Source organism: Marinobacter sp. PE14, assembly GCF_053566155.1.
On the sequence record NZ_JBQXNY010000002.1, the window covers coordinates 810627 to 831524 of the forward strand.

Here is a 20898-nt window from a genome sequence, read left to right on the forward strand (position 1 = left end):
AAGTTCTTAGGGCTAAATGTTGCGTAATGCACCTATAGCCCGGTCTCAAACTTCTCTGCAAACTTGCGCGGATCTTTCACGGACAGGAAAAGTGAACAGGAAAACGACAAGCATTCTGCTTTTTGCCTCAGCTTTCCTTCTGGCACTTGCGCTCCCAGTGATGCCCTCGTTGCTCAACAACAGCGGGTTTTACGGGATGGCGATCGACGAGCCCGGCGAGCCTGTAAGTGGTTACGAACCGCCGTCGGACGGACTCGCCATTATTTTCTTTGGTTATCGCCAGTGCGGAACCGTTTGCCCGGTTCAATTGGTCAATCTGATGGAGCTGAGCCAGCGTTTGGATGGGTCTGAGGTCGAGTTTCTGTTTGTCACTCTGGATCCGGAAAACGACACGCCGGAAGTCCTCAACCAGATCATGGAAAGTCTTGGGAAGGCGTTCAGATACTACCGGCCGGAAAATCATCGAGCCGCACAAAAATTGGCTTCAGCTTACAACGATTTTGCCGTTAAACAGGGTAGGTCCCCGGATGATCCCATTGCTCACAGTGCAAATCTGCATGTGGTGACGGGAGAATTCCGCAGAAGGCTGGTTTACACAACACCAGATCTGAATCTCGAGCTGGTTGAACAGGATCTTCGCCGCTTACTAAAAGACAAAAATAGCGAGAGTTCCACATGACGACAGCGGTAAACAGTCAGTCTTATGAAGTTGAAATCCGGCAGCGCAACGATCAGCAGATGTTGGTTATTCTTCTAGCCCATATTCCGGTGGTCGGCTTGCTGGTGCCGATGGGTTATGGCACCACCACGTTCGCTCTGATTGCATCTTTGTTAGTGGGAGGGCTTGCAACTGCTGGCTTCTATACGATGCGCGGAACGAGGGCCTTGTCGTCACTGTTCGCGGTCTGCCTGATGCTGTTCTCGGCCATCATGATTCAGGCGCAGTTGGGTCGTATCGAAATGCATTTCCACATCTTTGCCGCCCTGGCTCTGGTGATCATTTATCGGGACTGGCTGCCGGTAGTGGTCGCGGCAGGTACCATCGCTGTTCATCATTTGGCGCTGACGGGCCTGCAGCTGAGCGGTGCGTCCTTTGGCAACATGGCATTGATGATCTTCAACTATGACTGCAGCTGGTCGATCGCATTTCTGCACGCGGCGTTCGTGGTTTTCGAGGCGGCGATTCTGGTGTTCTTCGCGATTCGAATGGGCGCGGAGCAAAAGCAGTCGATCAGAATTGTCGAGATTATTCGGGGCTTCGACAGCAACAACGATCTGACGGCCCGTCTTCATGAAGCAGACAAGAGTGTCACGGCCAGTTCGTTCAATAACATGCTTGAGCGTTTCGTTGAGTTGATTGCCAGGCTCAGGGAACTGTCAGAGCAACTGCGCTCAAACGCTAATGAAATGACCAGCGTTAGCGATACCACGATGCAGATCACCAGTGAGCAGCAGGTCCAGACCGATCAGGCGGCAACAGCCACCAACGAGATGTCAGCCAGCATCCAGGAGGTGGCCAGCAACGCCCAGTTGGCTTCTGATGCGGCTGGTAACGCATCGGCTGCTGCCAGCCGGGGTGGCGAGGCTATGACCAATGCCTCAAAGCTGACCGAGGCCACTGACCAGGCGCTTGAGAGCAGCGCCAGTCGGGTTGATGAACTGAGCGAAAAGATTGAATCCATCGCTTCTGTTGTCGGTTCCATCAACGCCATTTCCGAGCAAACCAACCTGCTGGCCCTGAACGCCGCCATCGAGGCGGCAAGAGCCGGAGAGCATGGCCGTGGATTCTCCGTGGTGGCGGATGAGGTCAGGGCGCTTTCCCTGAGAACCCAAGAATTTACTGACCAGATTCGGGCTACCGTCGGCGAACTGAGCGAGATATCAGAGGCGACCAAGGCTTCGATGGAGATGGGCCGGACCCGTTCTGCCGAGTCAACACGGGCCATGCGAGAAACCGGCGAGGCAATCCGCGAAGTTGAAGCAGCCATCGGTGAGGTTTCGCGAATGAATTACCAGATCGCATCGGCCTCGGAAGAGCAGGCAGCCACGTCGCTTCAGATCAATGAGAATATTCATTCCATCGCCAACCGGAACAACGATGTGGTATCCGAGGCGGAGCGGGTGAGAACCATGGCTTCAGACCTTGAAGCGGTTACCGAAAAACTGAATGAACTCGTGAAACTCTATCGCATCTAACCCCTCCAGAACCTGACGTCGGAGAGGCACCCGGCTCTCCGACGTTGGTCTGATATTCACCGCACTGATGCCGAACATTCATCGGCCCGCGGTTGAACTCTCGTTAATTGCTGCAATAGTTAAAGGTGACTTCACGCTGTGGAGTCCTTTCATCAGGCTATTGCCCGGTATGGGATTGCTTTCCCGGTCGATGCGTTGCTGAAAGGGCTTCGAAAGAGCCTTCCGGAATACGCGGATAACGACGAAAAAGGAGGCACCACATGTCGAACGACAGTCTCAGTAAAGACAGTCTGAATACCCTTTCCAGCCTGGATGCTGGCGGTAAAACCTTCCATTACTACAGCCTGCCCAAGGCTGCGGATACCCTCGGCGACCTGAATCGCCTGCCGTTCTCGCTCAAAGTGCTGATGGAAAACCTGCTGCGCAACGAGGATGGCACCACCGTGGACAGAAGCCATATTGATGCCATGGTTCAGTGGATGAAAGATCGCCATTCCGACACTGAAATCCAGTTTCGGCCTGCCCGTGTGTTGATGCAGGATTTCACCGGCGTGCCCGGCGTCGTTGACCTGGCCGCCATGCGCGAGGCGGTCAAGGCAGCCGGTAAGGATCCCGCTATGATCAACCCGCTGTCGCCGGTGGACCTGGTGATCGACCATTCGGTGATGGTCGACAAATTCGGCGACGCGTCCTCGTTCAAGGACAACGTAGCCATCGAAATGGAACGCAACCAGGAGCGCTATGAATTTCTGCGCTGGGGCCAGCAGGCGTTCGACAATTTTCGTGTGGTGCCGCCGGGCACTGGTATCTGTCACCAGGTGAACCTGGAATATCTCGGCAAGACCGTCTGGCAGAAAGACCAGGACGGCAAGACCATCGCCTATCCGGATACCCTGGTGGGCACAGATTCCCACACCACCATGATCAATGGCCTTGGTATCCTCGGCTGGGGTGTTGGCGGTATCGAAGCGGAGGCCGCCATGCTGGGCCAGCCCGTTTCCATGCTGATTCCGGAAGTGGTGGGATTCAAGGTATCCGGCAAACTCAGAGAGGGAATTACAGCTACCGACCTGGTGCTGACCGTCACCGAAATGCTGCGCAAGAAAGGCGTGGTGGGCAAGTTCGTGGAATTCTATGGCGACGGCCTGAAGGACATGCCGGTGGCAGACCGGGCCACCATCGCCAATATGGCGCCGGAATACGGTGCCACCTGCGGGTTCTTCCCGGTAGATGAGCAGACCATCAAATACATGCGCCTGACCGGTCGCGAGGAAGAGCAACTCGAACTCGTGGAAGCCTACGCCAAGGCCCAGGGCCTCTGGCGGGAGCCTGGCCATGAGCCGGTGTACACCGACAATCTGGAACTCGACATGGGCGAAGTGGAGGCCAGCCTTGCCGGCCCCAAACGTCCGCAGGACCGGGTTGCCCTGAAAAACATGAAGTCGTCCTTTGAGCTGTTGATGGAGACTGCCGAGGGGCCCGCCGAAACCCGCGAGGCCAACCTCGAATCCGAGGGTGGCCAGACTGCCGTAGGCGTCGATGACAGCTACAAACATCATGCCAGTCAACCGCTTGAAATGAACGGCGAAAAAAGCCGGCTGGATCCGGGTGCGGTAGTCATTGCGGCGATCACGTCCTGCACGAACACATCAAACCCCAGCGTGATGATGGCAGCAGGTCTGATTGCTCAAAAGGCCGTTGAGAAAGGGTTGAATACCAAGCCCTGGGTCAAGACATCGCTGGCGCCGGGCTCCAAAGTCGTCACCGACTATCTGAAAGTGGGTGGCTTCCAGGACGATCTGGACAAGCTCGGCTTCAATCTCGTCGGCTATGGCTGCACAACCTGTATTGGTAACTCCGGACCACTGCCGGACGCGGTTGAGAAAGCTATCAGTGACGGCGATCTCACCGTGGCTTCCGTGCTCTCAGGTAACCGGAATTTCGAAGGCCGGGTGCACCCACTGGTGAAAACCAACTGGCTGGCCTCGCCACCCCTGGTGGTGGCCTATGCGCTGGCGGGTAACGTTCGCCTGGATCTCTCGAAAGATTCGTTGGGCAACGACAAGGATGGTAATCCGGTGTACCTGAAGGACCTCTGGCCCAGCCAGCAGGAGATCGCCGAGGCCGTGGAGAAAGTCAGAACCGATATGTTCCGCAAGGAATATGCGGAAGTCTTCGATGGCGACGCCACCTGGAAGTCCATCAAGGTGCCGGAAAGCAAGGTGTATGAGTGGTCTGATAAATCCACCTACATCCAGCATCCTCCGTTCTTTGAGGGGCTCAAGGAAGAACCGGACGCGATCGAGGATATCAAGGATGCCAACATACTGGCATTGCTGGGCGATTCGGTGACCACCGACCATATTTCGCCGGCCGGCTCCTTCAAGCCGGACACCCCTGCCGGTAAATACCTGCAGGAACACGGTGTTGAGCCAAAAGACTTCAACTCCTACGGCTCCCGCCGGGGTAACCACGAAGTCATGATGCGCGGCACTTTTGCCAACGTGCGTATCAAGAACGAAATGCTCGAAGGCGTTGAAGGCGGTTACACCAAATTCGTGCCCACCGGCGACCAGATGGCGATTTACGATGCCGCCATGAAGTATCAGGAGGAAGGTACGCCGTTGGTGGTCATTGCCGGCAAGGAATACGGTACCGGCTCAAGCCGCGACTGGGCAGCAAAGGGTACCCGTCTGTTGGGTGTAAGAGCCGTGGTGGCCGAATCTTACGAGCGCATCCACCGCTCCAACCTGATTGGTATGGGCGTGATGCCACTGCAGTTCCCGGAAGGCACGGATCGCAAGAGCCTCAAGCTCACCGGTGAGGAAACCATCAGCATCGAAGGCCTGTCTGGCGAGATCAAACCGGGCCAGACCCTGACGATGACGGTGAAATACAAGGATGGTTCCACGGAGACCTGCGAGCTGAAGTCACGGATCGATACCGCCAACGAGGCCGTTTACTTCAAGCATGGCGGTATCCTCCATTATGTTGTGAGAGAAATGCTGCGAAACGCCTGATGGAATTGGCTGATGAGGCATAGCGGGCTGCCGCTATGCCGAACCCATTCGCAACGCCAAAGTCAGACACAATTTCAGGAAATTTCAGAGAGAAACGAGAGAGACATTATGACCGATCAACCGTTTCTGACGGACGTCAAAACCCTTCGCGAAAGGGCCCGCAGACATATTGAAGAAGGGGCCCTGACCGAGGGCTATGGCGCCAACCGCGACAATGTCGTGAAGATTCTGAACGAGGCACTGGCGACCGAGATCGTCTGCACCTTGCGTTACAAGAGCCACTATTTCCGTGCAGATGGCATCAATGCCAATGTTGCTGCCCAGGAATTCCTGGAGCACGCGGACCAGGAACAGCAGCACGCCGATTGGCTGGCCGAGCGAATCGTGCAGTTAGGAGGCAAGCCCAACTTCTCGCCGGAAGGCCTTCTGACCCGGTCCCATGCGGAATTTGTTGAGGGCGATACCCTTCGGGACATGGTGGTTGAAGACCTGGTTGCCGAGCGGATTGCGATCGACAGCTACCGCGAAATTGCCCGCTATCTGGGCGATCAGGATCCTACCTCCCGGCGGATTATCGAGGAAATCCTGGCCCAGGAAGAAGAGCACGCCGACGATATGGCCGGTCTGCTTGAGGGCCTGGACGGCTGATCCTGCCCGACTCCGAACGGTTAACCGCGCTGCCTCTCAGGTAGCGCTTTTACCGCCGGTTTGGGCGACTGGCAAACTCAACCAGAAACAGGCGCCATGCCCTTCCTCTGAGTCAAACCCCACATCTCCGCCCATGGCGTGCATCAGTTCTCGCGTAATAGCAAGCCCCAAGCCGGTGCCGCCCTTTGCCCTGCGGTCTGAAGAGTCTGCCTGGGAAAACTTTTGGAAGATTCTGTCCCTGAAATCCGCAGGAATGCCCTGGCCTTGATCGGACACAAGAATACGGATGCTGTTGTCCGTTCGCTCAGTATGCACAATCACCTCGGAATGATCGGGTGAAAATTTGATGGCATTGGAGAGAAGGTTGTTGAGTGCCTGGCAAAGTCTGCTGCGGTCTGCTTGGACATTCACATCTTGAATGTGTCCCGCTTTCAGCGTTAACTGTTTGTCCACTGCAAAACTTTCGATGCCTTCCAGGCATTCACGCACGACCCCTGCCACCAGGCAGTTTTCCAGGGCAAAGGCCATTTTCCCCGCAACCAGCTTTTCAATATCGAGCAGGTCGTTGATCAGAAGTGTCAGTTGTTGGGTATTTCTATAGGCAATCCCGGCCAGTCTAGACGCTTTTGGTGGCAGCTGGCCGGCAGCATTATTCGAGAGAAGCCCCAGAGATCCAGCGATCGATGTCAAAGGTGTGCGTAATTCGTGGCTGACAATGGAAATGAATTCGCTTTTTGCCCGGTCAGCCTTCTTTTGCTCTGAAATATCTTCGGCGATCAGCCAAACAGCCGGGTCGCCGTTCAGTGTGTCCAATGTGAGGCCATGGAGCAGCACAGGGTTCAGTTCGTTTTTCGCGTCAGGAAAATAGCCTTCCAGGCCGCTGAAACGGAGTTCTCTCTTCAACAGGCCGGAAATGTCCAGTTCTTCGGGGAGAATCCTGCTCCTGTGGTCATAAACGTAACGGAAAAAATTCAGGGACTTTGCCTGGTTTCCAAACAGCTTTTCGAAGCTGTTGTTGGCGCGCAAGAGCTTTCCATCCTGGGCGTCGTAAAGCCCGATCCCGAAAGGCGCCAGTTCAAACAGGCCCGAGAAGCGCCGCTGCATCTGGTGGTCGCGAAGCAGAAGGCTGGTTAACCAGAAGGCACCTGCGAAAAGCAATAAAACCATCAGGCCTAAAATAGATCGCACGAGCACAGGTGATTCCGGATGGCTTGGCCACCCCTGGGTGGGTTGTGCGAACAGCGTCCATGTAATGCCCGGCAGATTGAGTTCGGTGGTTATCGGATCTTGCCATTGAGTTGTGGCAGCGCCGAAAAATGGGTCTTCTTCGAGGCCAGGGACCGACGTTCTGAAAAGCGCCAGATAACCGTTTTCTGAAAACGACGCCATGTCCACCGCGTTATAGAGACGATTGAGATCGAGAATCACGGAAATGACACCCCAGAACTGACCTGACTCGTTCTCGAAAATCGGAATCCTGGCAGCCATGCCTTGGCCACCCTGAACAAGATTGATCGGGCCGTTGAACAGCGCTTTCGGGGACTCCGTTAGTGTCTTTATCTGCTCTAGGGAGAGGCTTTGGCTGGTTAGATCAAGACCAAGAGCCGCCTCGTTTCCTTCCAGCGGGTAGATATTACGAATGGTCAGGTCCGGGGCCAAACCGATGTTCCGCAGCTGTGGTGCCAATGAGAAAATAACGGAGGCAAGCTGTTGAAACTCGGCCTCCGTGATGTCTGGCTGAACAGAGACATTGGCAGCCAGACCCCAAACCGTCTGAACGTTCTGCAAGATGGCACCTTGCAGCTTGAGGTTCATATCGTTGAGTCGGGCTTGCCATTCCTGACGGACGTCGTTCCGATGAGTCTGGGTAGCTGCGTTATCGAGTACAAAGGCTACCGAGAGCAAAAGCACTAGAACTGCGGCTCTGGCTAGCCAGACAAGGTAAAAGAAGGCCCGGTCTTGAGTTTTGATCATCGTCTATGCTTTCACTTGCTCCAACGGCAGTTCCAGCCAGAAAGTTGAGCCCCTTCCTTCCCGTGACTCGAATCCGACATCCCCCCCCATCTGGGTCATGATTTCTTTGGTGATGGCCAGACCAAGGCCGGTTCCCCGTTTGCCACGGGTATCGGAACTGTCTGCCTGAGCGAATTTTTGGAAAATTCTGCCTCGGAAATTATCAGGAATGCCCGGTCCCTGATCAGTAACGAGGATACGGACAAGACCATGTTCGACCCTGGTGCATACCAAAACCTCACCTTCAGGGGGCGAGAACTTGATGGCATTGGACAGCAAATTGATAAATGCCTGGCCCAGACGCGATCGATCGATTTTCGCCATGCAGTTTGCGCTGCTCTCTTCGATCTGCACAGAAACGCCGCTCTCCAGAGCGTAGGTTTTTAGACGTTCTGCCGACTCCTCGATGACGGGGCCAAGTTCCTGTACACGCAGGTTCATGGTCATCTTGCCGGAAACAAGTTTCTCCATGTCTAACAGGTCGTCCACCAGTTGTTTCAACTGCTCGGCATTACGATGGGCGATAGACACCATACGCTCAGCCTGTGAGGGAAGCGCGCCCAAAGTTCCGCTTTCGACCAGGCTAAGAGAGCCCGAGATGGAGGTCAGCGGCGTACGGAGTTCATGGCTTACCGTTGAGATGAACTCGCTCTTCATCCGGTCTACTTTTTTGCGCTCGGAAATATCTTCTATAAGGGTCCAGATCAGCGGTTGGCCAGAGGGGTTGCTGATTCTCATACCGCGGACGATGGCAGGGAAGGTTGAGCCATCCGCGCGCACCATCTCGACTTCATAAGGTCCGAAACGTCTTTCGCTCTGAAGTTCGGCGATGATTTGCTGTCGATGGTTTTCGAAGTCCGGAGGCAGGAGTTGCGAGTAGTCCATCGCCATCAATTGGTCGCGATTGTATCGGGTAGGCTCTAGCAGAGCCTCGTTCACGTCAAGAAACGCTCCCGATACATAATCATTCAGCGCTATGCCAATGGGCGACAGTTCGTAGAGCCTCCGGAGCTGAACTTCGCTTTCCTGAAGGGCCAGTTCGGTTTGTTTTGCCTCATCAATGTCTGCAATGTAACCGTGCCACATGGTGCTGCTGTCAGGCATCCGTTCCGGTGACGACTTGCCCTCTACCCAGCGCCAGCCGGATTTGCCATCTGTTACCCGGTAGTGGCTGTGCCAGAGCGTCAAGGACTCCGCAGATCTCTCAATACTGGCTGCTACCTTGGGCAAATCGTCGGGATGGATCTTGGTGAAGCAGATTGAGGCATCTTCATGTGCCTCCTCCGCTGTAACACCATATATGTCCGTGATGCCGGGGCTGGCGTAGGGAAACGAAACACGGCCATCCGGCCACTGTTGATATTGATAGAGCATGCCCGGCGTCTGTTCTACCAGTTTGGTGAGCATCTGCACACTGAGCTGCCTTTCAATGAGGGCTCCAACCCAGCGTGCCAGGAGAGTCACAAACTTGATTTCAGTATCCGAGAAGTCTCGGTCCCGCGGTTCCGGCGAAGAAAAATTGAGAGTTCCGTACAAACGGTCTTTGATGAAAATGGGCGCGGCCAGGTAGCTCTCAAGCCCAAACTTGTCGTAGCACCGGTGACCGTGATAGCTCGACTTGGCCATGTGCGCAATGGCCAGGCTTTCACGGGAACCGAGAAGCATCGAACAGTAGGTGTCTCTCAGTGGAAAGCTGATATTTTTTTCTAGCCCGGCGTCTTCGGGAGCCACGAACCATCGGATGGAATAAACGTTACTGTGGATCTCGCTAACTATTCCGAGCGGAAGCTTCAGGTAGTCAGACCCTAGCCGGAGGGCTCTTTCGATGCGGATGTCGTCATTTGTTTCGGTGTCGAGGGCCAGATCATTGAGGATCGCCAGCGCTTCGTTCTGATGCTGGATCTTGTTCAGGTTGCTCATTTCCTCTGTGATATCGGCGTGGGTGCCGTACATCATCAGTGGTTCGTTGTTCTGGGTCCATTGGAAGACCTGGCCGCGATCGTGCACCCAGACCCAGTGACCATTCTTGTGCTTCATGCGGCATCGGTAGTCGTACTCGGACAATTCGCCGGCAAAATGAGCTTTGAGCAAACGTTCTGATTCAGGCAGATCCTCCGGATGCGCCAGGCTCAACCAGGTCTCAATACTGATCGGTTCCAGTTCATCCAGCGTGTAGCCGCAGATATTGGCCCAGCGCTCATTAAAAACGGTCTCACCGGTTTGTACATTCCACTCCCAGGTGCCAATTCTGGTGCCTTCGATAATTGCGCGGGCCCTGCGCTCGCTGTGTTTAAGGTCCCGGTAGAATTCGCTAGCCGCCTGCAGGTTAATCTCCCTCTCCACACAATCGGCGATTTCGCGTAACAGGGATTGGTCTTCCTCATCAAACGTGCGCGGTACCCGATCAATCAGGCAGAGGGTGCCTAATCTGAAACCCTCTCGATCGTGGAGAGGGGCGCCTGCGTAAAAGCGTATGTGTGGTTCGTCGGAAACGAGCGGGTTGTCCGCAAACCTTGAGTCCTGCAACGTATCCTCAATGACCAGAAGACTCGAGTTAAGAATAGCGTGACCGCAGAAGGATATACCCCGGGGTGTTTCCGACGCTGACAATCCCTGGCAGGACTTGAACCACTGCCGGTTTTCGTCCACGAGGCTAACCAGAGCAATCGGCACCCGAAATGTTTTGCATGCCATGCGGGTGTAGCGATCAAAACGTTCTTCAGGCGCTGTATCGAGCAGGCCTGTACGTTCGAGCGCCGCCTGGCGCTCAAACTCCTCGGGAGGTATTTCCGGCGCTTCCATTGATGTGATTCTTCCTGGTCATATTATTGGGAAGTTCAATCCAGAAGTTGGCGCCGCGATCGTAGAAATAGCCAACTTCTCCACTCATGAGCTTTGCCAATTCGCGGCAGATCGCGAGGCCGAGGCCTGTGCCCTTGATGGACTTTGATGTACCGACCTCCGCCTGGGAGAAACGCTCGAAGAGTTCGTTCTCGAACTGCTTTGGTACGCCATCGCCGCAATCGCTGACTGTGATGCGGGTAAAGCCCCGGGCGGTCTGTTCAACTCTGACAGTGATGGACTCATCAGGCGGCGAGAACTTGATGGCGTTGCTGATAAAGTTATCGAGAACCTGTCGCAGGCGGTGCTCGTCAGCCACAACCATCTGATCCTCAAGGCCTTCGGTGGCCAACGATAAATCGTGTTCCTCGGCCAGTGCGATATTGCCGGCGATTGCAGCATTGATGACTGGCGCCAGGGGCTGAGCAGACAGAGTGACGTTCATTTGGCCGGCGGTCAGTTTGCTGAAGTCCAGCAGGTCGGAGATCAGAAGATGCAGGCGATCGCCGTTACGCAGAGCCAGACTCGCCATTTCCTCAGCTTTCCCGGGCAGTTGACCAGCAGCTCCGGAAGCCAGTAAACGCAGTGCGCCATTAAGCGAGGTCAGGGGCGTTCGTAACTCGTGGCTGACATTCGATACGAAGTTTTCCTTCATGGCGCTGATCGCATCGCGCTCGGACATGAGCTGATTGAACGCGGTTGCCAGTTTCCGGGTCTCCTTGGCGCCGTTGGCAGTCAGTCGTTGACCAGTGGAGGGACTTTTGGCCATCTCTTCGATTTTTTCGGTCATTCTGTCCAGAGGCTTTATGGCCGTTCGACTTGCAACAAAACCCAGCAGTGCAATGATTAAACCAATAGCCGCGCTGATGATAAAGAACTGCACGAATGAATCGTTTGCCGGAGCGGTAGCACGTTCGTAAGGAACAGAGCGAACGAACATCCAGCCGAGATCTTCCAGATGACTGGCCGCATAAATCAGTTCCTTGCCACTGTTATCCCTTACGGTTCCAAACGTGATCCCTGATAAGGCCGCGTCAACCAGGGGGTCGGCGCCTGGTTTTGGAAGAGGTTGGATACGTTTGCCCGGTGACGGACCGCCTTCGATATAAAGAAAGTTTTCAATATCAATAACCTTGAACAGATCTTCTTCTTCCCTCAGACGCCTGAGCATCTCTTTTGGTATCAGGCTGGTCTGACCAATATTTACGGTGCCACCCAAGAATCCCAGCAGATCTCCCTCATCTGATTGAATGGGGGCAAGAAAGGACAGCAAGGGCACGCCAGTTGTGCGGCCAATGATGGGTCGGCTGATTATGGGGGACCTGGTCCGGATAGCGCGCCGGAAATGGTTTCGGTCGGAGTAATTCGTGCCGATACGGCCCGGAACGTGAAAGTCCTCTGCAATGGCGGTTGCTTCCGCATCAAAGACCACAAGACCATCCGGAAAGAGTGAACGCAGAAGGTTTTGTCGGTTGAGCTGGTAATTAATTTCGGTGATTGAGTGAAGGGCGTTGCCATCGGTCATCATGGCGGCAGATTCACTGAGCACGTCCAGCTTCAGATCAAGGCGCTGCTCTACCTCGGAGGCGATTCTCCGTGTTTCCACGAGCTGTTGCTCGGTCAGTATTGCCTCGAAATCGTCCACCAGGGCGTTGTACGCAACAGCCAGAACTGCCCCGACGGTCAAGATGGAACCAAGGATAACAATGACGGCAAGGCGGGTCCCGAGTGAAAGTGACGGCAAAACGATTTCCCCGGTGGTACTCTGAAAAAAATGATGCAAGTATTTTAGCCGAAGTATGGCATAAAACAGCTTTATTGCGGATCTGATTGAGTGGTGTATGTCTGACGAGAAAACGGCTGACGTTTTACGCAAACTTGATGTCCTGAAAACACGCTTCAGCGAGAAAGCGGCAGGCGATATCAATCTGGTCGCGTTGATGGCCCAGGATGCAGCAGCTGGTAAGGGAAGTTCCGACGAGCTGCGACGCGCCTACCAGGTACTGCATCGACTTGCAGGATCTGCTGGTACCTTTGGGTTCCGTGTTTTGGGAGATGAAGCCCGTGCACTCGAACTCATACTCAAGCCCTACGCGGAAGTAGAGTCAGGGGTTCCAGGACACGATGCCGAGATTCCGGAAGATCTTCTACGCGAGCATTTCATTGATCGGGTTTTAGGGTTGAAAAGCCTCCTGACCATCGAGGACGGCGGACCGGATACCGCTGAAATGTCCAAGGGTCGGAGCACCGATGGGTCAGGCCAGCCCATTGTGCTGATCATCGAGCCGGATCGAAAAGCAGCTGAGTATCTTTCGGGCGCACTGAAACCTCATGGCTTTACTATCCATTGCGCCACCCCGAAAGACCTCGTTTCCGAAGACCTGTCCCGGGTATCCGTGGTCCTGATAAGGGACAACGTTCTGATTTCGCAAGAGCAAATCCCCTGGGTCGCGGCCGAGCGTCCTCCTTTTATATGCATTGGTTCCAGCGACACGTTTGATGAAAGGTATCGGCTTGCCGCCCTTGGCGTTGACGGTTTTGTCAGCGAGCCCGTCGATGTACCTTTGTTGGCGGACTACATGGAAAGGCTCGCCAACGAAAAAATGGAGTCTGGCTCCGGTCGTGTAATGGTTATCGATGATGATCCGGAGTTGCTTGAGCGCTACAGCCTCATTCTTGAAGGTGGGGGGCTGGAAGTTCGCCGCGTTGGGTCTCCCTCCGCCATCCTGGGCGCATTGTCGGAGTTTCGGCCAGATATCATTCTGATGGATGTTCAGATGGGGCCCTTCAATGGCCCGACTCTGGCAAGGATGCTGAGATTTGATCCCGAGTGGGTGGGATTGCACATCATTTTCCTGTCCTCTGAAGAGGACAGGGGGTTCCAGTTTGATGCCCTGTCCCAGGGTGGCGATGATTTTCTGACCAAGCCTGTCTCTGACAGGATTCTGGTACAGGCGGCCAAAGTCCGATGTTATCGGGCCAAGCAACTGGACAAGCTGGCGTCACGGGACAGCCTGACAGGTCTGCTGAAACATTCGTTGGCCAACTCGGAAGTAGCAAAAGAGCATGCGCGTTGCCAGAGGCTGAATCATCAGTCTGTTGTAGCGATGCTGGACCTTGACCATTTCAAGCAGGTGAATGATCGGCACGGGCATAGGGTCGGCGACCTGGTTATTAAAGGCCTGGCAAACCTCCTTCGGCACCGACTGAGAAAAACCGACGTGATTGGTCGCTACGGCGGCGAAGAGTTCATAGTGGCATTGCCGAACTGCTCGATTGAAGACGCGCGACAATCGATGCAGGCGGTATGCGATCAGATGTCGAAGATTGCTTTCAGTGGGGCGGGCGGCACCTTTTCAGTGACATTGAGTATTGGTATCGCGCCTCTTGATGCTTATGAAAAGCCGGAGGACGCGATAGAAGCCGCAGACAGGGCGCTTTATGCCCGTAAATCGGCTGGTCGCAACGGCGTTACCATCGTCAATGACCTGGACAGCATTAAGCAGGGGGCTTAGCCGGCATGAATGTCATTATTGTCGAAGACGACGAGTTGATGGCAGACCTCCTCGAGACAGTAGTTGCCGGGCTTCATCCGGCTTTGAAAGTCTTCAAGGCGTTCACCAAGAGAGAGGCATTGGATCTCTGGCGGGGCAGAGATCAAGGCCTGTTCATTGTCGACTGGTCGCTGCCGGATGGATCCGGGCTGGATGTGTTGCGAGAAATACGTGGCAAGGACAAGAATATGCCGGTTGTCATGGTAACCGGCCGGGCTGATCGAGATTCGATTTTAAAAGCTGCCCATTATGGAATCAGTGGCTACATCAGCAAGCCATTCAGTGTGGAAATGCTCCATGAGCGCCTTGCGAGCATGCTCAAAGGGGTGATTCCAGAGGATAACGGCTCCGAAACCCTCTCTGAAATGCTGTCCAGGAGGCTGGATTCTGGCTTGCAGATACCCACCCGAATGGATGTTTCAGGTGTTCTCTCCCTTATGAAGCGTGCCCACGATCTTTCCGGCGCCCAGTTGGCCGAGCGTTGGCAGAAAGAGGCGTCGTTGTGTGCCAGGCTCCTGGAAGTCGCCAACCGGTCGTCGTTCCGGCGTACCGGTGAGCCGGTTGCGACCGTGCGTGATGCAATCTCGGTGATGGGTGTGCCCATGGCCTTGAGCCAGGCGCTGGCGCTGGCACTGGATACAGGTTCTGCCTTCCGGTCTCCTGCCCTGGCGGAAAGTGCCAGACACCATCAGACCGAGGCTGAGACTGTGGGTGCCGAAGCACAGAAAATTGCGCTTGTGCTTGGGAAGAAGGCTCTAGAATTTCAGACAGCAGGGCTGTTGAGCCGAATGGGAGAACTCGCTGTGCTGCATGTTATGGATCAGTTTGTTCAGCAAGGTGGCGAGCTGACCGATGCGGATATTGAAAGCGGGCTTCGTAACTGGGCGCAGCAATATGGAAACACCTTGAAGGTCCAGTGGCGCCTGCCGCTGGCTATCCGGCAAATGACCGGTGCGGTGCACTATCTCGCACGTGAGGATGTCAGGCAGAACCTCCTCGTTATGCGGGTCGCTGGTCTGATTGCGAGCGGGCAGACAGATAATCCGGAGTGCTCCAGGCTACTCAGGCATCTCGGCCTGGAGGACTGGATGGAATCCCGGAGACAAACATCGGATACGGGGAGTGTGTAGATGGGGGAGTCTGTGGCGCCTTTGGAAAAGATCATGTTGGTCGAGGATGAGGAAGACATCAGAGCGGTGGCCGAGTTGGCTCTGGAAGCGGTTGGCGGTTTCACCCTGAAAACCTGTCACTCCGGTGCCAACGCACTTGAGAATCTTGATGTTTTCAGGCCGCAATTGATCCTGCTCGATGTCATGATGCCATCAATGGATGGCCCCAGCACACTGCGAGCCATCCGTGAAAAGCCCGGATTTGCGAATACCCCCGCCGTTTTCATGACAGCCAAGGTTCAGCCGGACGAGGTCAAAGGATACCTGGCTCTGGGCGCCGTGGACGTAATCCCCAAGCCCTTCGATCCGATGACACTCTCGGATCGGATTCGGGACATCTGGGACAATCTCGACTGAAACACTTGTCTGGCCTTGCGGATTTGAGGAGGCCGGTGGTTTTGCTGCGCCCGATTCGGTTAACCTGTAGCAGTTCTAGTTTGTATTTGAGGCCCCTTAATGTCGTCTTCTCCTTCCCCGGATGAGCTGAAAGCGAAGCTCAATCTGGAAACCTCCCGTATCCACTGGCATGAATTGCAGACCTACTTTGCCCGTGGCCAAGTGGTTCGTGTGTCGCCGGATCTCGATCTGCTGGATGTGGCAGCAGAGCTTGCGGCCGATAATAAACAGCGGTTTGCCCAGTGGATGGAGGAAGGACGCGTTGGTGAGGTTTTACCGGACACTGCCCAGAATTGGTATGACCGCAATGCGGAACTCTGGGCGGTCGTCATCGCACCCTGGGTTCTCGTTCAGGACAGGTCAGGGCATGTCCTGCACTGATCGCACGGCGCCATGAAGCTTCACTATTTCCACGGCCGCAGCCCGCTTCGGGATCTTGTCATGGTGAAAGACGGCCAACGCATCGAGCTACACATCCGGCCAGCAGGCGGTGGCCATTGGGGCCTGGTAGCTCTGGCTGGCCCTGACCAGGGACGCCCGGATGGGCAGTTCTGCCGCGGGCCCTGGCCAACCCAGGCTCGGGCTGAATCGGTTCTCAGGAGCGTTGCCGGCACCATGATGGGAAAAGGCTACGAGCCGAAGCCCGGTGACTATGTGGTCTGGTCCGTTATCGCCCAACGTCTTGCCCGCACTATCGGAGCTCCCCAGGGTGAACAGGCCACCCCGGATGCCGACCCCGACCAGTTCAAACCCCTGACCTGATAACCCCCTTTTCTTTTCGAGGACGCCATGCTGACTGGAGCCCTGCTCATTCTTGCTCCCCTGTTTCTGGGTTTTGCCATCGCCCTGGAAAACCGCAGTGCCATGACCGTGATCCATTACACGGTGGAGGGCCTGGTCTATTTTATCCTGTTGCTGCTGGGCCTGGGGCTTGGCCAGATGGAGGGTTTGGCGGCGCAGCTTGGCGGCATGGCGGCTCAGGTTCTGGCACTGGTGGTGGTACTTTTCGTTGCCAACATGCTTGGGCTCTGGGTGTTCCACCGTTGGCAGCCAATGTCCATCGAGCGGGTCGAGGGCAGTGCCAGTACCGGTTACCGCAGACTTTTTCTGGCAGGCCTGAAACCCCTGTTGGCGGTTATCGCCGGGTTGCTGGCCGGCTATTACCTGTTGCCTGACATGCCGATGGCGGAGCAGCTGGCGACCTGGTCCCTGATGTTCCTGTTGTTTCTTATCGGTCTGCAGTTGCGCAATGCCGGGCTGTCGCTGCGCAAACTGCTGATGAATCGGCAGGGTCTCGGCATTGCACTGGCTCTGACGCTCAGTTCCCTGCTGGCCGGTGCCCTGTTGATACCCTGGCTTGGGCTGCCCTGGCACGACGCCCTGGCTGTTGCGTCCGGGTTTGGCTGGTACTCGCTGTCCGGTATTGTCATAGGCGAAGCCCTCGGGCCTGCCTGGGGCGGCGTGGCCTTCCTCAACGACGTGCTCAGGGAGATTGTTGCGCTGGCAATCATCCCCCTGCTGATTGCCAACAGGCCGGCTATGGCCATTGGTTATGGTGGGGCTACTGCCATGGACTTCACCCTGCCGGTTATCCGTAGCAGTGGTGGGCTGACCTGTGTTCCGGTGGCGATCGCCTCCGGATTTTTGCTGTCTTTTCTGTCGCCGGTGTTGATGGGGGTTTTCCTGTCTTTGGGATAAATTGACGCGGTGCAATGCAAGTTGCGGTTTTACGGGTAGTATGTGAAACAGTAAACTATCGTTTATTGACAAATGTTAATGTCTTTACCCGGTCCGGAGCCTGATGCAACGCCGTGAATTCCTTGGTTTATCGATAGCAGCCGGACTGTCCGCGGCGGGATTGCCGGGCTGCAGCGATTTCGGCCCGCTGAGATTCGGTATCCACCCCTGGATTGGCTACGAGCCACTGTACCTTGCCCGTGACTTCAACTGGCTGCCGGATACGGTTGCGCTGGTGCCGGGCACGTCTGCCAAAGACTCCATGGAAGGGCTGCTGTCAGGGGCACTTGATGGGGCGGCGCTGACTCTGGATGAAACCATACGCGTCTGGTCGAGAGGACTGGAACTGGTTGTGGTTGCTGTCGCTGATGTGTCCGCCGGCGCCGATGTACTGATGGTCAAGCCATCGATCACGGAATTGACAGCCCTCAAGGGGCAGCGAATTGCGGTGGAGCTGGACGGTGTCTCGGGCGTTATGCTGTTTAAAATCCTTGAGGTAGCGGGGCTCGCTCCCAGCGACGTGATAAAAGTGGATTTGCCGGTAAGCCAGCATGCACAAGCCTGGTCCCGCGGTGAAGTGGATGCTTCCGTGTGTTATGAGCCAACAGCGTCACTCATAGAGAACGCCGGAGGCATCAGGCTTTTCGATAGTAGCGACATTCCGGAAACCATCTTCGACTTGCTGGTGGTGACCCGGAAAGCGGCAGAGAGCAATTCCAGTGAGGTTCGCGACCTGTTGACCGGACATTTTACCGGCCTGCAACATCTGGTGCGGAGCATGCACGACTCAATGTATCGGATTGCCACCCGTCAGGGGATCAGCCCGGACGAGGTCCGCACGGCACTGTCAAGCGTTATGCTGCCGGATCTGGCCGCAAACCAGCGTTATCTCAGAGCAGCCGGACCCATCGAAACCCTAGCCGGATCCCTGTCTCGCCTTATGCTGGCAGAGGGGATGATTGGTCAGAATCCTGGCATCCAGCGCTTGTCAGATCCTTCGTTTTTGCCAGCGAGGGTCTCTTGAACATTCGCCGGTTTGCTGTCTGTCTTTGTTTTCTGTTTGCCACGGAGCTTGTGGCGATTGAATCAGCCAATGCCGATGAAACACTGACTATGGGCGTATTTGCCTATCGCCCGGATGACTTGCTCCGGGAACGCTACCAGCCTCTGACCGACTACCTCTCCCGGGAAACCGGCATCCAGATAGAGCTCGAGATTCTCAACCAGGAGAATATGAGCCGGGCGATCGCCGCCAACCGGCTGGACTTTTTTCTTACCAATCCCAGCCATTTTCTGCTGATCCGCAGCGAGCGCAGTCTGACCGGTGTTCTGGCGACGCTGGTCAGGCGCTCCGGGCAGTCTGCGACCGGGAGTCTTGGCGGCGTGATCTTTACCAGGGCCGAGCGCGACGACATAAAACAGCTCGCCGATATCCGTGATAAAACCATTGCCTCACCCGGTGTTCATTTCCTGGGGGGCTACCAGACCCAGGTTCTCGAGCTGATGGATGCTGGTATTGATATCCGGAGAGTGAATCTGATTCGGTTTATGGGCACCCACGACCGAGTGGTCCGTTCTGTCCTCTCCGGAGATGCGGATGTTGGCTTTATCCGAACCAGCATTCTGGAACAGTTGGCACAGGAAGACCCCGATCTGCTTACCCGGGTGAAGGTTCTGAACCGGCAGCGGCTGGCGGGTTTCCCCTACGTTGTCTCAACCCGTCTATACCCGGAGTGGCCCCTGGTGGCGCTGCCCCATGTGGACGAGCGGGCCGTCCGGAGGATCGCGTCGGCGCTATTTGCCATTGAGCCGGAAGACGAGGTCGCGCTGGCAGTCGGCATTTCGGGTTTTTCGCCGCCCGCGGACTACCAGTCGGTTGAGTACCTGGCGCGCACTCTGCGCGTGCCGCCCTACGACCAGGTACCGCAACTTACCTGGGTTGATGCGTTGCACCAGTACCGCCTCTGGGTTTTTACCATTCTGGTATTGGTCATGCTGCTGGTGGCATCGTCGCTCTGGCTTGGCAAGAGCAAGCGGCAGCTGGCAGCGGAACAGCGGCGTCTGCGCCAGCTTATCCGGGGTTGGCCACAAGCTGCCTTGCTGATCCGGAGTGGACTTTTCATCGACACCAACCGGGCTTCTGTCGACCTGCTCAGGTACGCCTCCAGTGACTCACTGATCGGCAAGGATGTGGCGGTCTTTTCGCCCGAATTCCAGCCAGACGGGCAGATTTCCCGGCAGAAAATGGCGCCTATGCTGGCTCGGGTTTCGGCGGGTCAGGTGGAACAGTGCGAATGGGTTCTGAATCGCTCTGACGGCACAGAGATCTGGGTGGAGATTACCATGGCACCCGTCCACACTGAGGACGAACCGGAAGCGCTTATTCTTTGTTCCCTGTATGAAATTACTCTCCGGAAACGTGCGGAACAGCGGCAACGGCTGGCGGCGAGCGTCTTCGAATACGCCCGCGAGGCTATTTTCATTACTGACAATCACGGCATCGTGATTGATGCCAACGATGCGTATCTGGCGATAACCGGTCGGCCCCGCAATCGTGCAATAGGAAGACTGCCACCCTTACCGGTGGAGGAAGGGAGCGGTATTTTCGCCAGTGCCCGGTCTCAGGGCTTCTGGTCCGGAGAGTTTGCCAGCAGACGCAATGATGGCGAGCCGATTACCTTGTCGGTAACGCTCAGCAGTGTCCGTGGCGATCATGGCGAAGTCTCGCATTTTGTCGGTATTTTCAGTGACATTAGTCGGCTCAAGGAGCAGGAACGAAAGCTGAGGATCATGGCCCACTACGATGCCCTGACCGGGATGCCCAATCGGGTCCTGTTTGCCGATCGATTGCAGCAGGCCATGGCCCTGACCCGGCGACAGAGCGGCAAACTGGCGGTGGTTTACATTGATCTGGACGAGTTCAAGCCGGTAAACGATGCCTTCGGCCATGAGGCGGGCGACCAGTTGCTGGTCGAGATTGCACATCGAATGCGTTCGGAACTCCGGGAAGAGGACACCCTGGCGCGGCTCGGTGGTGATGAGTTCGCGGCCATTGTCATGAATGTTCAGGACGATCCGGCCCTGGAGAGCCTGTTGATGCGTTTGCTGGCCCGGGTGGCTGAACCGGTCTGGGTAGCGGACCACAGTGTGGAAGTCTCAGCAAGTGTCGGCTACACGCTGTTTCCGCAGGCAGAAGACCTGGACGGCGACCAGCTCCTGCGCCAAGCCGACCAGGCCATGTATCAGGCCAAGCACCGGGGCCGAAATCGCTATGTCCGGTTCGCCGATCCTTCCTCCTGATAGCGGCCGTTGAACCGCTCCATA

At 55.9% G+C, this 20898-nt stretch carries 16 protein-coding genes; 13 read left to right on the plus strand and 3 right to left on the minus strand.

Annotation, left to right across the window (positions count from 1 at the left end):
* Positions 1-91 precede the first annotated feature (91 nt).
* The 4 genes from ACWJ62_RS09505 to ACWJ62_RS09520 all read left to right on the plus strand — a co-directional run bounded on the left by ACWJ62_RS09505 (position 92) and on the right by ACWJ62_RS09520 (position 5864).
* Complete coding sequence (locus tag ACWJ62_RS09505) at positions 92-679, plus strand: SCO family protein (RefSeq protein ID WP_449285956.1); 588 nt, start codon at positions 92-94, stop codon at positions 677-679.
* A complete protein-coding gene (locus ACWJ62_RS09510) occupies positions 676-2196 on the plus strand; it encodes a methyl-accepting chemotaxis protein (RefSeq protein WP_449285957.1) in 1521 nt (506 codons plus the stop codon). Before ACWJ62_RS09505 ends, ACWJ62_RS09510 begins: the two co-directional genes overlap by 4 nt.
* A gap of 260 nt (positions 2197-2456) precedes the next feature.
* Positions 2457-5216: an aconitate hydratase AcnA gene (acnA, locus tag ACWJ62_RS09515; protein ID WP_449285958.1), complete on the plus strand. Its 2760-nt coding sequence runs from the start codon at positions 2457-2459 to the stop codon at positions 5214-5216.
* A 108-nt stretch (positions 5217-5324) separates the two neighbouring features.
* Positions 5325-5864, plus strand: a complete 540-nt coding sequence (locus tag ACWJ62_RS09520) for a ferritin-like domain-containing protein (RefSeq protein WP_449285959.1) — start codon at positions 5325-5327, stop codon at positions 5862-5864.
* Between the two features lie 36 nt (positions 5865-5900).
* On the opposite strand, the gene ACWJ62_RS09525 is transcribed toward ACWJ62_RS09520, so the two are convergent.
* Positions 5901-7652, minus strand: a complete 1752-nt coding sequence (locus ACWJ62_RS09525) for an ATP-binding protein (protein ID WP_449286173.1) — start codon at positions 7650-7652, stop codon at positions 5901-5903.
* Here ACWJ62_RS09525 and ACWJ62_RS09530 point away from each other — a divergent pair.
* A complete protein-coding gene (locus ACWJ62_RS09530; RefSeq protein WP_449286179.1) occupies positions 7575-7778 on the plus strand; it encodes a hypothetical protein in 204 nt (67 codons plus the stop codon). The genes ACWJ62_RS09525 and ACWJ62_RS09530 overlap by 78 nt on opposite strands.
* Before the next feature lie 63 nt (positions 7779-7841).
* Here ACWJ62_RS09530 and ACWJ62_RS09535 read toward each other — a convergent pair whose 3' ends face one another.
* On the minus strand, positions 7842-10679 hold the full coding sequence (locus tag ACWJ62_RS09535; RefSeq protein ID WP_449285960.1) for a PAS domain S-box protein: 2838 nt from the start codon (positions 10677-10679) through the stop codon (positions 7842-7844).
* Positions 10645-12462, minus strand: coding sequence for an ATP-binding protein (locus ACWJ62_RS09540; protein ID WP_449285961.1), 1818 nt, complete (start codon positions 12460-12462; stop codon positions 10645-10647). The genes ACWJ62_RS09535 and ACWJ62_RS09540 overlap by 35 nt, the downstream gene beginning before the upstream one ends.
* A gap of 97 nt (positions 12463-12559) precedes the next feature.
* Here ACWJ62_RS09540 and ACWJ62_RS09545 point away from each other — a divergent pair, with 97 nt between their 5' ends.
* The 8 genes from ACWJ62_RS09545 to ACWJ62_RS09580 all read left to right on the plus strand — a co-directional run bounded on the left by ACWJ62_RS09545 (position 12560) and on the right by ACWJ62_RS09580 (position 20874).
* Complete coding sequence (locus ACWJ62_RS09545; protein WP_449285962.1) at positions 12560-14233, plus strand: diguanylate cyclase; 1674 nt, start codon at positions 12560-12562, stop codon at positions 14231-14233.
* Positions 14234-14238: 5 nt separating this feature from the next.
* Positions 14239-15402, plus strand: a complete 1164-nt coding sequence (locus ACWJ62_RS09550; RefSeq protein WP_449285963.1) for a response regulator — start codon at positions 14239-14241, stop codon at positions 15400-15402.
* Positions 15403-15798: a response regulator gene (locus ACWJ62_RS09555; protein ID WP_449285964.1), complete on the plus strand. Its 396-nt coding sequence runs from the start codon at positions 15403-15405 to the stop codon at positions 15796-15798. It abuts the gene before it with no gap.
* A gap of 99 nt (positions 15799-15897) precedes the next feature.
* Positions 15898-16218 carry a DUF2288 domain-containing protein gene (locus tag ACWJ62_RS09560; RefSeq protein WP_449285965.1) on the plus strand — a complete coding sequence of 107 codons (321 nt, stop codon included), beginning with the start codon at positions 15898-15900 and terminating at the stop codon, positions 16216-16218.
* Between the two features lie 12 nt (positions 16219-16230).
* Positions 16231-16599 (plus strand): PA4575 family protein, encoded by a 369-nt coding sequence (locus ACWJ62_RS09565; RefSeq protein ID WP_449285966.1) that lies wholly within the window; start codon positions 16231-16233, stop codon positions 16597-16599.
* A gap of 27 nt (positions 16600-16626) precedes the next feature.
* On the plus strand, positions 16627-17535 hold the full coding sequence (locus tag ACWJ62_RS09570) for a lysine exporter LysO family protein (RefSeq protein WP_449285967.1): 909 nt from the start codon (positions 16627-16629) through the stop codon (positions 17533-17535).
* Between the two features lie 103 nt (positions 17536-17638).
* Entirely contained in the window at positions 17639-18598 is a 960-nt protein-coding gene (locus ACWJ62_RS09575; protein ID WP_449285968.1) for an ABC transporter substrate-binding protein, read from the plus strand.
* A gap of 50 nt (positions 18599-18648) precedes the next feature.
* Positions 18649-20874, plus strand: a complete 2226-nt coding sequence (locus tag ACWJ62_RS09580) for a PhnD/SsuA/transferrin family substrate-binding protein (RefSeq protein ID WP_449285969.1) — start codon at positions 18649-18651, stop codon at positions 20872-20874.
* Positions 20875-20898 lie beyond the last annotated feature (24 nt).

What these genes read in the sequence shown, in the direction of transcription:
- ACWJ62_RS09565 (WP_449285966.1), top strand. Translation starts at nt 16,231, where the DNA reads ATGAAGCTTCACTATTTCCACGGCCGCAGCCCGCTTCGGGATCTTGTC.
- ACWJ62_RS09510 (WP_449285957.1), top strand. Translation starts at nt 676, where the DNA reads ATGACGACAGCGGTAAACAGTCAGTCTTATGAAGTTGAAATCCGGCAG.
- ACWJ62_RS09545 (WP_449285962.1), top strand. Translation starts at nt 12,560, where the DNA reads ATGTCTGACGAGAAAACGGCTGACGTTTTACGCAAACTTGATGTCCTG.
- ACWJ62_RS09535 (WP_449285960.1), bottom strand. Translation starts at nt 10,679, where the DNA reads ATGGAAGCGCCGGAAATACCTCCCGAGGAGTTTGAGCGCCAGGCGGCG.
- ACWJ62_RS09555 (WP_449285964.1), top strand. Translation starts at nt 15,403, where the DNA reads ATGGGGGAGTCTGTGGCGCCTTTGGAAAAGATCATGTTGGTCGAGGAT.
- acnA (WP_449285958.1), top strand. Translation starts at nt 2,457, where the DNA reads ATGTCGAACGACAGTCTCAGTAAAGACAGTCTGAATACCCTTTCCAGC.
- ACWJ62_RS09550 (WP_449285963.1), top strand. Translation starts at nt 14,239, where the DNA reads ATGAATGTCATTATTGTCGAAGACGACGAGTTGATGGCAGACCTCCTC.
- ACWJ62_RS09560 (WP_449285965.1), top strand. Translation starts at nt 15,898, where the DNA reads ATGTCGTCTTCTCCTTCCCCGGATGAGCTGAAAGCGAAGCTCAATCTG.
- ACWJ62_RS09520 (WP_449285959.1), top strand. Translation starts at nt 5,325, where the DNA reads ATGACCGATCAACCGTTTCTGACGGACGTCAAAACCCTTCGCGAAAGG.
- ACWJ62_RS09570 (WP_449285967.1), top strand. Translation starts at nt 16,627, where the DNA reads ATGCTGACTGGAGCCCTGCTCATTCTTGCTCCCCTGTTTCTGGGTTTT.
- ACWJ62_RS09575 (WP_449285968.1), top strand. Translation starts at nt 17,639, where the DNA reads ATGCAACGCCGTGAATTCCTTGGTTTATCGATAGCAGCCGGACTGTCC.